The sequence below is a fragment of the Pseudooceanicola aquaeponti genome, from assembly GCF_050897975.1.
Lineage (GTDB): Bacteria > Pseudomonadota > Alphaproteobacteria > Rhodobacterales > Rhodobacteraceae > Pseudooceanicola.
The window spans coordinates 602,759-615,487 of record NZ_JBPAXY010000001.1; the positions used below are offsets into that span (position 1 = coordinate 602,759).

General features: G+C 66.7%; 13 protein-coding genes. 7 read left to right on the forward strand and 6 right to left on the reverse strand.

From position 1 onward, the window contains the following. Positions 1-764 precede the first annotated feature (764 nt). The 3 genes from yidC to yihA are packed head-to-tail and all read left to right on the forward strand — an operon-like array spanning position 765 to position 4,003. Entirely contained in the window at positions 765-2,612 is a 1,848-nt protein-coding gene (yidC, locus tag ACRARE_RS02935) for a membrane protein insertase YidC (RefSeq protein ID WP_432654909.1), read from the forward strand. Further along, positions 2,613-3,353 (forward strand): MOSC domain-containing protein, encoded by a 741-nt coding sequence (locus ACRARE_RS02940; protein WP_432654910.1) that lies wholly within the window; start codon positions 2,613-2,615, stop codon positions 3,351-3,353. Further along, positions 3,353-4,003 (forward strand): ribosome biogenesis GTP-binding protein YihA/YsxC, encoded by a 651-nt coding sequence (gene yihA / locus ACRARE_RS02945; RefSeq protein ID WP_432655054.1) that lies wholly within the window; start codon positions 3,353-3,355, stop codon positions 4,001-4,003. Before ACRARE_RS02940 ends, yihA begins: the two co-directional genes overlap by 1 nt. A 51-nt stretch (positions 4,004-4,054) precedes the next feature. On the opposite strand, the gene ACRARE_RS02950 is transcribed toward yihA, so the two are convergent. Both ACRARE_RS02950 and ACRARE_RS02955 read right to left on the reverse strand, forming a co-directional pair. Further along, positions 4,055-4,636: an outer membrane beta-barrel protein gene (locus ACRARE_RS02950; RefSeq protein WP_432654911.1), complete on the reverse strand. Its 582-nt coding sequence runs from the start codon at positions 4,634-4,636 to the stop codon at positions 4,055-4,057. A 165-nt stretch (positions 4,637-4,801) separates the two neighbouring features. Beyond that, on the reverse strand, positions 4,802-5,395 hold the full coding sequence (locus ACRARE_RS02955; protein ID WP_432654912.1) for an outer membrane protein: 594 nt from the start codon (positions 5,393-5,395) through the stop codon (positions 4,802-4,804). 347 nt (positions 5,396-5,742) lie between these two features. Between ACRARE_RS02955 and argB the strand changes: the two genes are divergently transcribed. The 4 genes from argB to ACRARE_RS02975 all read left to right on the forward strand — a co-directional run bounded on the left by argB (position 5,743) and on the right by ACRARE_RS02975 (position 8,370). Next, positions 5,743-6,609, forward strand: a complete 867-nt coding sequence (argB, locus tag ACRARE_RS02960; protein ID WP_432654913.1) for an acetylglutamate kinase — start codon at positions 5,743-5,745, stop codon at positions 6,607-6,609. A gap of 22 nt (positions 6,610-6,631) precedes the next feature. After that, the gene (locus ACRARE_RS02965) at positions 6,632-7,282 is read left to right on the forward strand and encodes a ferredoxin (protein ID WP_432654914.1); all 651 of its coding nucleotides are present in this window, start codon (positions 6,632-6,634) and stop codon (positions 7,280-7,282) included. After that, entirely contained in the window at positions 7,279-7,791 is a 513-nt protein-coding gene (locus tag ACRARE_RS02970) for a SixA phosphatase family protein (protein ID WP_432654915.1), read from the forward strand. The genes ACRARE_RS02965 and ACRARE_RS02970 overlap by 4 nt, the downstream gene beginning before the upstream one ends. Before the next feature lie 144 nt (positions 7,792-7,935). Then, on the forward strand, positions 7,936-8,370 hold the full coding sequence (locus ACRARE_RS02975) for a DoxX family protein (RefSeq protein WP_432654916.1): 435 nt from the start codon (positions 7,936-7,938) through the stop codon (positions 8,368-8,370). Positions 8,371-8,544: 174 nt separating this feature from the next. On the opposite strand, the gene ACRARE_RS02980 is transcribed toward ACRARE_RS02975, so the two are convergent. From ACRARE_RS02980 to ACRARE_RS02995, 4 genes are all read right to left on the reverse strand, one after another. After that, the gene (locus ACRARE_RS02980) at positions 8,545-8,982 is read right to left on the reverse strand and encodes a COG4315 family predicted lipoprotein (RefSeq protein WP_432654917.1); all 438 of its coding nucleotides are present in this window, start codon (positions 8,980-8,982) and stop codon (positions 8,545-8,547) included. Positions 8,983-9,251: 269 nt separating this feature from the next. Further along, entirely contained in the window at positions 9,252-10,040 is a 789-nt protein-coding gene (locus tag ACRARE_RS02985; RefSeq protein ID WP_432654918.1) for an amino acid ABC transporter ATP-binding protein, read from the reverse strand. Positions 10,041-10,054: 14 nt separating this feature from the next. Continuing rightward, on the reverse strand, positions 10,055-11,359 hold the full coding sequence (locus ACRARE_RS02990) for an amino acid ABC transporter permease (RefSeq protein ID WP_432654919.1): 1,305 nt from the start codon (positions 11,357-11,359) through the stop codon (positions 10,055-10,057). Position 11,360: 1 nt separating this feature from the next. Further along, positions 11,361-12,617: an amino acid ABC transporter permease gene (locus ACRARE_RS02995; protein ID WP_432654920.1), complete on the reverse strand. Its 1,257-nt coding sequence runs from the start codon at positions 12,615-12,617 to the stop codon at positions 11,361-11,363. Between the last annotated feature and the right edge of the window lie 112 nt (positions 12,618-12,729).

Genomic DNA, 12,729 nt, shown 5'->3' on the forward strand with positions numbered 1-12,729 from the left:
CGGCACCGCCCCGCGCCCGCCCCGCACAGCGCCCCTCGACAGCGGCGACCCCTGCACCTGCTCCCCTGTCCGGCACCACGCCCCCGCCGCCACCTGTGCGCCGGGCCCCGAGGGCCAAGCCGAAGGGCGTCGCCAGCTTCGCCTCGGGGCCCGGGCAGCGACCGCATTGCAAACAAGGCTTCTGGGGCAGACCCCCTTCCAATGGCAGGCCTCAGCCATTCCGCTGCGCCAATCGACCGCGCCACCGCCTCTTTCGGGCTGCGGCAGCTTGACCAGTCCCGCCCCCCTGCTCCCCCAACCTTTCGAGGGCAGGGGCAAAAACGACCCTCCTGGCCCGCCCCTCTCCCCTGCCGATCCGCCCCCTTGCCCCCGCCCTTTTCCCCGCGGCCCGGACAGTCGTCGCGAGATAGCGCGGGATAGGCATGTGCCGAAAGCAGCGGCACCCGACCGCGCAGGCCTTGCAGCGCCCCGCGGGACACGACCCAACTGCCCCGCCGCGACCATGCGGCCCTCCGCCGCGTCTGGCCGCGCGCCCCTGGCGCGACCGCACCGCGCGGCCCCGGCACAGGCGCCAAGGGGGCCGGTCGCCCTGCATCGCCCCCGGCGACGGCCCGCCGAGGCCCCGAAACCAGCCCAAAGCGCGCAGAACCCTGCGCCGGAAGCCCTCGCAAAAGAGGGAAGCCCCTTGACCTTTGGGCTGGTGACAGGTTGAACCCCCAAGACCGAATTCCGAGTATTGCAACGACCAAAGGTGGCGCAGCGCGATGGACGATCAGAACAAGAACCTAATCCTGGCCACGGTGCTCAGCTTCATCGTTGTCCTCGCCTGGTTCCTTCTGTTCCCCCCACAGGAACAGGCCCCCGGCATCGACAGTGCCGAAGAGCAGACCCTGACCGAGGGCACGACCGCCGCGCCCGGCGTCGGCAGCGCCTCTGACGGAACGCTGAGCCCGGGTGGCGATGGCGTGGCCAGCGCCCAGACCGCGGCCCCCGCCGAGGCCACCGAGGCCGAAGCGCCGCGCGTCACCATCGACACCCCCAGCCTGGCGGGCTCGATCTCGCTGGGTGGCGGCCGTATCGACGATCTTCAGCTGAAGGATTACCACGTCGAGCTGTCCGACGACTCGCCCCAGGTGACCCTGCTGCGCCCGCAATCCCAGCCCGAAGGTTACTACGCCCTGTACGGCTGGATCGCCGGGACCAATGTCGCCCCCGAGGCCGTGCCCGGCGCCGACACCCTGTGGAGCCTGGAAAGCGGCGACACCCTGACCCCCGAGACCCCGGTGACCCTGTCCTGGGACAACGGCGCGGGTCTGATCTTCCGCCAGACCTACAGCGTTGACGACAAATTCATGTTCTCGGTCGACCAGTCGGTCGAGAACACCACCGGCAGCGCCGTCAGCCTGCGCCCCTACGGCCTGCTGCGCCGCCACGGCGAACCCTCGGATCTGCAAAACTTCTTCGTGGTGCACGAAGGCCTGGTGCGGATGTCCGATGGCGAGCTGGAGGAATCCAAATACGACGACATCGCCGACTATGACGTCGACCCGCGCGAAGGCGCCCCGGCGGAACGGATCGACGTGGCCGAAAGCGGCTGGATCGGCTTTACCGATCACTACTGGATGGCGACGCTGATCCCCGGCGACCGCCCCTTCCGCTCGACCGCGAAATACTACCCCAACCCCGACATCTACCAGACCGAAGCCGTGCTGGAGACCGTCGAGGCCGCCCCGGGCGAGACCGTCTCGATCGAGACCCAGCTGTTCGCGGGCGCCAAGGAAGGCGAGACCATCAAGGATTACGAAGATGCCGGCGTCACCCGGTTCTTCGACAGTATCGACTGGGGCTGGTTCTTCTTCATCACCAAGCCGATCTTCTGGCTGATCCACTGGCTGCACAGCTTCATCGGCAACATGGGCTGGTCGATCATCGCCATGACCATCTTCCTGAAGGCGATCCTCTTCCCGCTGGCCTACAAATCCTACGCCTCGATGGCGAAGATGAAGGAATTGCAGCCCCGCATGGAAGAGCTGAAGGCGAAGGCGGGCGATGACCGTCAGAAGCTTCAGAAGGACATGATGGAGCTCTACAAGAAGGAAAAGGTGAACCCCGCCGCGGGCTGTCTGCCGATCCTGCTGCAGATCCCGATCTTCTTCTCGCTCTACAAGGTGATCTTCGTCACCCTGGAACTGCGTCACCAGCCGTGGATCGGCTGGATCCGCGACCTGTCCGCGCCCGACCCCTCGTCGATCCTGAACCTGTTCGGCCTGCTGTCCTTTGCCCCTCCGGGCCCCGACAGCATCTTCGCCATCGCCAGCCTGGGCGTGCTGCCCATCCTGCTGGGCATCTCGATGTGGCTGCAACAGAAGCTGAATCCGGCGCCCGCCGACCCGGCGCAGCAGATGATCTTTGCCTGGATGCCCTGGGTGTTCATGTTCATGCTGGGCAACTTCGCCAGCGGTCTGGTCCTGTACTGGATCACCAACAACACGATCACCTTCATCCAGCAGTACACGATCATGCGGATCCATGGGTTCAAGCCTGACGTGTTCGGCAACATCAAGTCGTCCTTCAAACGCAAGAAGACGGCCGATGCGAAGGACAAGAGCTAAATGAGCCGCATCGCGCAGATCTGGCGGCACCCGATCAAGGGCATCGGGGCCGAGCCGCTGGAGAGCGCGGTGCTCTCTCCGAACCTGCCCCTGCCCGGTGATCGGGCCTGGGCCCTGCTGACCGGCGACAACAGCGACACCGGCACCTGGCAGCCCTGCCGGGTCTTCGCCCGGGGGTGCTATGGGCCGCAGCTGATGGCGATCACCGCCCGCACGCTGGACGATGGCCAGATCGCCCTGTCTCACCCGCAAGCGGGTGAACTGACCGTTAATCCGGCGCGCGATGGTGCGGCCCTGGCCGCCTGGCTGGCGCCGCTTTGGCCCGCCACCCGGCCCGCCCTGGGCGCGCTGATCGCGGCGCCCGAGGAAGGGATGTCGGACGCCCCCTATGGCTGCCTGTCGATCTTGGGGCGCGCCTCGCTGGGCGCCCTGTCCGAGGCCTGCGGCACCCCCCTGGATCAGCGCCGGTTCCGCGGCAATGTCTGGATCTCGGGGTTGGAGCCCTGGGAAGAGCTGGACTGGCCGGGGCGCCGTATCCGTCTGGGCGATGTCGAGCTGGAGGTGGTCGAGCGGATCACCCGCTGCCGCGCCACCCAGGTCAACCCCGAGACCGGCGACGAGGATGTGCAGACCCTGCGCACCCTGCGTCGGACCTGGGGCCATGTCGATTTCGGCGTGAAGGCAAAGGTGCTGAGCCCCGGCACCATCGCCTCAGGCGCGCCGCTGGAGGTCCTGCAATGATGCCCCTTCCCTTCCCCCTGGCCGAAGAGCCCGATGCCCTGATGGCCGAAAAGGGCCGCCTGCTGTTCGCGGGACCGGTGGATTTCGTCAAGGGCGTGGTCGCCATGTCCGGCCTGCCCGAGGCCGACCGGCTGGAGGTCTGCTTTGCCGGGCGCTCGAACGTCGGGAAATCCAGCCTGATCAACGCGCTGACCGGGCGCAAGGGCATTGCGCGGGCCTCGAACACGCCGGGCCGCACGCAAGAGATCAACTATTTCGCCCTGGGCGAGGAACGCTATCTCGTCGACCTGCCCGGCTATGGCTATGCCAATGCGCCCCTGTCGGTGGTCGAGAAGTGGCAGCGCCTACTGAAACAGTACCTGCAAGGCCGCCAGACCCTGCGCCGCGCCTTCGTGCTGATCGATTCGCGCCACGGGGTGAAGGCCGTGGATGAAGAGATCATGAAGCTGCTCGACAGCGCCGCCGTGACCTTTCAGGTGGTGATGACCAAGGCCGACAAGGTGAAGGAAAAGGACCGCGAGAAGGTGATGACCCAGGTCCGTGGCGCCCTGTCGAAACACCCCGCCGCCTATCCCGAGATCGTGTTGACCTCGTCGGAAAAGGGCGACGGCATCGCCACGCTGCGCGCCATCATCGCCGGGCTGGACTGACCCGCCCCCCGGCCCCTGCGCGCCCGGCCAGGGGCGCGCGGCTCCGCCCGCTCAGAACTGATAGCTCAGCCGCCCGCTCAGGGTGTTCAGCTCGAAGTCCTCGCCGCTGCCATCGAAATCCGCCACCCGGTGGTGCAGCAGTTCGGCGCCCAGGGTGACCCGGTCCGACAGATGCGTCTCGGCCCCCAGCCCCAGCAGATAACCATTGTCACGCCCGAAGCGGCCCTGCATCTGCGCCACACCGGCCAGGGCATAGACATGCGCCTGGCGATGCACCACGCCCAGGCGCCCCTTCAGCCGGGCGATCCGGTCCACCCGACCGGCCGGGCTGCCGATGTCGGTTTCCGCCAGTTCGACCTCGACCCCGTAGGTCACCCCGTCCCGCGCCCAGCTTTGGCCGCCATGCAGGCTGCGCAGCACCTCGCCATCAGCCGAGGTGGCCACCCCCAGCGAGGCGCCAGCATAGGCGCCGTCCCAGGCCTCCTCCAGTGGACCGCCCCGCGCCGGGGCCGTCAGCGCCACAAGCGCAGCCAGGCCAGAGGCGCAAAGGGTTGCGACCGAAAGGGTGGGCGGGGTCTGTGCGGTTTGCTGTTCCATCACGGATAGAACACGCCAGACAGACGAAAAGTTCATTGAAATCGCCGCTGACGAGGGGCCAGAGGGGCCGGAAAGACGCGAAAACTTGCCTCAAATGCGCGGAACCGCGCCCGGCCCATGGGCGTCCGGCGGCAGGCCGGGGCAAAGAAAAGGCCCGGGCATTGCCCGGGCCTTCCTTGTCGGATCTCGGTGGGAACCGGATCAGAAACGGTAGTTGACGCGCGCCGCCAGGGTGCTGCCGTCGATGTCGACGCCCGTGTCGTCGAAGTCGTCGAACTGGTGGTAGACGTATTCACCACCGACGGTGACGTTGTCGGTCAGCTTGTAGTCGGCACCGACGCCCAGCAGCCAGCCGTTGTCGTCGCCCAGATCGGTTTCGGCATGGGCCGCACCGGCCACACCGTAGATCAGGGTCTGACCGGCGTCGTAACCGGCGCGGATTTTCAGACGGGTCAGCGAATCGACGTCGACGCCGCTGAAGTCCAGGTCGGTGGCGCTGTAGTCCAGTTCGCCGCCCAGCACGAACGTGCCGAAGTCGTAGTCGTAACCGACTTGCAGACCGTAGAGGCTGCCGTCGGCGTCATCGCTGCCACCGCCGGGCAGGTCCGCGTCCAGCTCGCCGTAGCCCAGCGAGGCACCGGCATAGGCGCCGGTCCAGTCGGAGCCCGAGAAGACCGGGGCGGGGGCGGGGGCCGGAACGACCGGATCCGCGGGGGCGGGCTGGTAGGAACCGGCCAGGGCGGGGCCTGCGACGGCGGCGGCGGCAACTGCTGCGATCATGGATGTGCGAAGCATCATTCTTCTCCTTCGTTTCTTTCCAGGACCGGCGGGGACATCCGGCCCTGATGGGACGCGCCCTTCGGGCATACGTCACGACCGCGCCTCGGCTGAGGGCGTCGTCGGGGGATCAACACACCCAAACGGGCCAAAGTTCCAATCACATCGCATCACGGGATCGGGGATCGGTCATTTCGCGCCAGATCACCCCCCGTGCGACGGCAAAAGCCCGCTGTCGGCGAAATTGCCCCCAAACAGATTTGTGACATCCCCTTGAAAGCTGTCCGCCGCAGCGCAGCGCGGCCCCGCCCTTGGCAGGGCGGCGGCCACAGCGTATCAAGCATCGAAACAAGGACGCCCGAGACATGAAGAAGCAGATTGCCATGAACCGAGACTGGATCGCCACCGCCCGCACCCTGTCGGAGGCCCTGCCCTATCTCCAGCGCTACGAAGGCGCCATCGTCGTGGTGAAATTCGGCGGTCATGCGATGACCGATGCCGAGGGGCTGGACAATTTCGCCCGCGACATCGTGCTGATGCGCCAGGTCGGCGTGAACCCGGTGATCGTCCATGGCGGCGGCCCGATGATCAACGAGATGCTGGACAAGCTTCAGGTGAAATCCGAGTTCGTGCGCGGCAAGCGGGTCACCGACCAGGCCACCATGGACGTGGTCGAGATGGTTCTGTCGGGCCAGGTGAACAAGCGGATCGTGCAGGCGATCAACGCCCAGGGCGGCAAGGGTGTTGGCCTGTCGGGCAAGGATGCCAACCTGATGATCTGCCGCCAGGACGACCCGGACCTGGGCCTGGTCGGCACCCCCGACGAGATGGACACGACGATTCTGCATTCGATGTTCCGCAGCGACATCATCCCGGTCATCGCCCCCATCGGCATGGGGCGCGAGGGCGAGACCTTCAACGTCAACGGCGACACCGCCGCGGGCGCCATCGCGGGCGCCCTGCGCGCCGACCGGCTGCTGCTGCTGACCGACGTGGCGGGGGTGAAGGACGGCTCGGGCGAGGTGGTGACCGCGCTGACCGCCCAGCAGATCCGCGACATGACCGAGGACGGTACCATCGCGGGGGGCATGATTCCCAAGACCCAGACCGCGCTGGACGCGATCGAGCGCGGCGTGCGCGCCGTGGTCATCCTGGATGGCCGCGCCCCCAATGCCGTCCTGCTCGAACTGTTCACCGAACACGGGGCGGGCTCTCTGATCCGTGCCAGCTGAGGCGCCCCCGGATCTCGACGCATTGGAGCGGGCCGCGCAGGCCCGCCACCTGACCATTACCGCCGGGCTGTCGGCCCGCGCCTGCGCCGCGCGCGCCGAGCTGCCCCCCGGCACCCGCAGCCTTCTGCTCTTGTCGCCCCATGAACCGGCCTTCTGGCCCGCTTTCACCGCCAGCCCGGAATGGGCGGACGGCGCCCCCGACCCGATGGACCGCTGGTCGACGCGGGTGATCGGCGCCTGGGCCGACGCCCTGGGCGCCACCCCCCTTTATCCCTTCGGCGGGCCGCCTTTCGCCCCCTTCCTGGCCTGGGCGCTGGCCAGCGGCCAGGTCCACAGCTCTCCGGTGGGGATGCTGGTGCATCGCGGCATGGGCCTTCTGGCCTCGTTCCGGGGCGCCCTGGCCCTGCCCTGGGCCGTGGATCTGCCCGCCCCCCTGCCCTCGCCCTGCGAAGGCTGCGCCGCGCCCTGCCGCACCGCCTGTCCGGTGGGCGCCCTGGGCGGGCCAGCGGGCTATGACGTGCCCGCCTGCAAGACCCATCTGCGCGGCCCCCAGGGTGCCCCCTGTCTGACGGCGGGCTGCCTGGCGCGGCGCGCTTGCCCGGCGGGGGCCGCCCATGGCAGGATCGCGGCACATTCCGCCTATCACATGCGGCAATTCCTGGGGGACACGTGACCGAGCCTTCGCCGCAGCACCGGCGCCTGATCCTGATGCGGCACGCCAAATCCGCCTGGGACGATCCCGCCCTGACCGACCACGCCCGCCCGCTGAACGCCCGTGGCCGCCGCAGCGCCGAGGCGCTTGGCGCCTGGCTGCGCCGCCGCGGCTATCGCCCGGACGAGGCACTGGTCTCGGACGCCCAGCGGACCCGCGACACCTTCGCCGGGCTGGCCCTGCCCATGACGGCCCGGTTCGAGCCGCGCCTTTACCATGCCGAGCCGCCGCAGCTGCTGGCCCGGCTGCGCGAGGCCGAGGCGCCCTGCGTCCTGCTGATCGCCCATAACCCCGGGATCGGCCATTTCGCCGCCAGCCTGCTGGGCCGGCGCCCGCAGCACCCGCGTTTTGCCGACTACCCGACCGGCGCCACGCTGGTGGCCGATTTCCCGATCACCGCCTGGCACCAGCTGGACCCGGGCACGGGCCAGCCGCTGGATTTCATCGTGCCGCGCGATCTGACCGACTAGGCCCAGGCCTGCCGCAGACCAATTAAGAACAAATAAGCGAAAGTCATTCTCTATCATCTCCATTTCAAGGAGTATCCGACAGGTCTATCTCTTCCTCAACACAGAAACACACCGGCCCGCTGGGCCCCGAGTGAGGACAAGACAATGATCGACCTTTCCACCAACATCCTGAGCGTCGCAGGCGCCGGTTCCGTCACCGCAATCGCCATCGCAGCCCTGCTGCTGCGGGTCACCCTGGGCGGGCTGTTCCTGGCCCATGCCTATCTGAAATACTTCATCTTCACGCCGAAAGGCGCCGCCGGTTTCTTCGCCTCGCTGGGCGTGCCGGGGTGGTTCGCCTATATCACCATCGCCGCCGAAACCCTGGGCGGCCTGGCCCTGATCCTGGGCTTCCAGACCAGCCTTGTGGCGCTGCTGCTGATCCCCACCCTGCTGGGCGCCGCCATCCTGGCCCATGGCAAGAACGGCTTCTGGTTCAACAATGAAAACGGCGGCTGGGAATATCCCGCCTTCTGGGCCGTGACCCTGCTGGTGCAGGCCCTGCTGGGCGGTGGCGCCCTGGCCCTGACCCAGGGCTGAGGTTCCCCCCGGATCCGGCGCCTTGCCGGGTTCCCTGACAAACACCTAACCCCGCGCGGTCGGCCGAACCGCGCGGGGTGCTTCCTTGCTCTGCCACAAGGGGGGCCGGCTACACGGGGAGCGAACCGGCCTACAGGTTGCCTGGCCTTGGGGGCAGGCAACCCGATGCCGGAGTTACTTCAGCACGATGTGCCAGAGGCCACCGATGCCGTCACCGTTGCGGTCGCCCGGGGTCTGGTCGCCGGACCAGTAGTACAGCGGCTGGCCCTTGTAGGCCCACTGGTAGGCGCCGTCCTGGCGCAGGATCACCGAGAAATAGCCGTAGGGGGTCGCATCGGGCGCGGCGTAGAACGGCGGCCAGTCGGTGGCGCAACGCTCATAGCAGTTCGAGACAGCGCGAGCATCGTTGTCGAAGTAGTAGAGGGACATGCCCTCGGCGTCGGTGACATAGCCCGCCGCCTGCTTGGCGTTGTTCTGGGGGGCAACGTAATTGTAGTTGCTGGCGGCCTTGTTGGTCGCGCCATAGGAATTGCTGGAGCCATAGCCGGCGGCCATGGCGGAAACGGAAGATGCGGCGAAAATTGCCGCTGCGATCAGCGATACAGACTTCATATGAAGAGTTCCCTTGGTCATGCGGGGCCTTGCCCCGGGGTGGAGAGAGACAGCGCCGCCATCCCGGACCGAGAGAATACGCGGACCGACAACGACGCCGTGGCGCCTCTGTCGACCACCGCCATTGTGCCGAGCGTTGTCATGGCCGGTGAATTGCCGTTGAAATTTGACCTAGGGGCAACTTACTGCCGCGCCCTGCCCCGCGCGCGGTCCCGGCAACGAAAAAGGCCCCGCCGAAGCGGGGCCCTGATCTTGGTCTGGCGGGGCCCTCAGTGGCCCAGAATCTGGCTGAGGAACAGCTTGGTGCGTTCCGAGCGCGGGTTGTTGAAGAACTCTTCCGGCTCGTTCTGTTCCACGATCTGGCCCTGGTCCATGAAGATCACGCGGTTGGCGACCTGGCGGGCAAAGCCCATCTCGTGGGTCACGCAGAGCATGGTCATGCCCTCTTCCGCCAGCTCGATCATGGTGTCGAGCACCTCCTTGATCATCTCGGGGTCCAGCGCCGAGGTGGGTTCATCGAACAGCATGATGCGCGGGCGCATACACAGCGAGCGCGCGATCGCCACCCGCTGCTGCTGACCACCCGACAGCTGGCCGGGGTACTTGTTGGCCTGCTCGGGGATCTTCACCTTTTCAAGGAAGTGCATGGCGGTCTCGACCGCTTCCTTCTTCGGGGTCTTGCGGACCCAGATCGGCGCCAGGGTACAGTTCTCCAGGATCGTCAGATGCGGGAAGAGGTTGAAGTGCTGAAAGCACATGCCCACCTCCGAGCGCACCTTGTCGATGTTCTTCAGGTCCGAGGTCAGCTCGGTCCCGTCGACGATGATCTTGCCCGACTGGTGTTCCTCCAGGCGGTTGATGCAACGGATCATCGTGGACTTGCCCGAACCCGAGGGGCCCGCGATGACGATCCGCTCGCCCCGGTTCACCGTCAGGTTGATGTCGCGCAGAACGTGGAACTGGCCGTACCACTTGTTCATCTGGCTGATTTCGATGGCGATCTCGTCCGAGACCTGCATCGCGGAGGGGGTCGGGGTTTCAACAGCAGTGTTGGTCATTTGAATTTACCTCCTCAGCGATGGCCGGTCTGAAGCTTGCGCTCCAGGTACATCGAGTAGCGGGACATGGAGAAACAGAAGATGAAGAAGACGAAGCCGATGAAGATGAACAGCTCCCAGTAGACGCCGTTCCAGGCGGTGTCGGCCCGGATGCCGTTGGCCAGACCCAGCGGGTCGATCAACCCGATGATCGACACCAGCGTGGTGTCCTTGAACACCCCGATGAAGGTCGACACGATGCCCGGGATCGAGATCTTCAGGGCCTGCGGCATGATGATCAGCCGCTGCGCCTTCCAGTAGTCGAGACCCAGCGCATCGGCCGCCTCGTACTGGCCCTTGGGCAGGGCGGCGAGGCCCCCGCGGATCACCTCGGCCATATAGGCCGACGCGAACAGCGTCACCATGATCATCACCCGCAGGATGATGTCGAAATTGGTGCCCGGCGGCAGGAAGATGTTCAGCAGGACCGAGGCCACGAACAGCAGGGTGATCAGCGGCACGCCGCGGATGAACTCGATGAAGCCGACGCAGAGGATCTTCACCAGCGGCAGGTCGGACTGACGGCCCAGCGCCAGCACGATCCCGATCGGCAGCGAGCAGCCGATGGCGGTGACGCCGATGGTGATCGACAGCATGAAGCCCCCGAAGTCACGGCTGGCCACCGGCTCCAGCGCCAGCGGCAGGATCGACGCGATCCCGTTGGCCACCGGGGCGGCCAGCACCACCCACCAGACGACGGCCAGCACCGCCGCCAGGAACAGCGACACGCCCGCATTCAGCGCCGTCGAGATCAGCCGGAAGGCCACGAAGCCGATGACGAAGCCCAGCGCGGCGGTGATCGGCAGCCAGATGGTGCCCCCCCACAGCAGCCAGACCATCACGAAGGGGAAGGCGGCCGAGAAGGACAGCAGCTTGGCCGGCACCAGACCGGCAAACAGCACCGGCGCCAGCGCCACGAAGAGCAGCACCAGGGTCAACACCGGGCGCCAGTACAGCTCGGACGGGTAGAAGCCGAACAGCAGCTGTTGCCAGCGGTCGCGGATGACGCCCCAGCAGGCGCCCTCGTGGCCGCCCAGGATCTCGCGGCAATCGCTCAGCGAGGTGCCGTTCCAGGTGGGCGAGACGAACCAGGGCAACAGCCGGTAAAGCAGGAAGGCGATGAACAGGGCCGACAGGACCGTCAGGGCCGTGTTCATCCAGCCGGAGAACAGGTTCTCCTTGGCCCAGCCCGCAGGCCCGACGGTCGAGCCCGGCGGATCCTGCTGTTCGATCATCGTGTCACGGACGTAGAGAACCGTATCTGCGTGCGTATTGCTCATATCACCGCTCCACCAGTTTCTTGCGTTCGTTGTAGACGTTCATCACGCCCGAGATGATCAGGCTGATGACCAGGTAGATGGCCATGCCCAGCAGAACCGTCTCAAGCTCGCGCCCGGTCTGGTTCAGGGTGATCCCCATCAGCGTGCCGGTGATGTCCATGTAGCCCACGGCGATGGCCAGCGAGGAGTTCTTGGTCAGGTTCAGGTATTGCGAGATCAGCGGCGGGATGATCACCCGCAGCGCCTGCGGCAGGATGACCAGCGACATGATCCGGTTCGGGCGCAGGCCCAGCGCCGCGGCGGCCTCGGTCTGGCCCTTGGAAATGGCCATGATGCCGGCGCGGACGTTCTCGGCGATGAAGGCCGCCGTATAGAGGGACAGGGCCAGCCACAGCGCGATCAGCGAGTTGCGCATATGGGTGCCGCCCTGGAAGTTGAAGCCCTTCAGCTCGGGGTAGCCGAGGTAGAAGCCCAGGGCGATCAGCAGCGCCAGCGTCGGCAGCACGATCACCGCCGTCTGCACCGGCCAGGTGCGCGGGCGCAGGCCGGTGGCCTCTTGCTTGGCATCCGCCGCACGGCCGATCCGCTTTGCGACGACGATAGAGCCGATCAGCACCACCAGGAAGGCGATCAGGTCGAGGCTGATGTCGAAGGCGCCGAAGAACGAGATGTCGCCCAGCCCGCGCGAGAACAGCGGTTCGGGCACATAGACGCCCCGGTTGGTGAAGGCGACCGACTCGAACAGCTTCATCGTCGCCTCGGGATCCTCGCCGCGGAAGGCGCGCGGGGCGGGCAGGCTTTCGATCAGGATCGCCATGGCCAGCACGATCCACATCAGCACGGGGACGTTGCGGAACATCTCGACGTAGATCGTCATCAGCCGGGCCACCAGCCAGTTGCCCGAAAGGCGCAGCACGCCGACGACAACCCCGATGACCGTTGCGGTGATACAGCCCAGAACGGCCACCAGCAGCGTGTTCAGCAGGCCGACGAAGGCCGCGCGCAGGTGGGTGTCCTGGTTGTCATATTCGATGAGGCGCTGGTTGATGTCGTAACCGGCCGGATTGCTGAGGAAGCCGAAGGAGACCTCCTTGCCCAGATCGTTGAGGTTCTGGACCGTGTTCAGCGTCAGCCAGCCGAAGAACAGCAGAAAGCCGATCAGCGCGAGAATCTGAAACGTGATGGACCGATAGCGGGTGTCGTAGACAAGCTGCGATAGCTTGAAGGAGTCCGCCGGCGGATCAGTAAGCGTTGTCATTGTGAATCTTCCCCGTGTCCGGCCTGTTCTGAAATGCGTCTGCGCGCGGGGCCGGAAGCCGAGCCCCGTCAGGGGCCAAAGGTAAGAGGGCGCGGCTTCTGCCGCGCCCTCC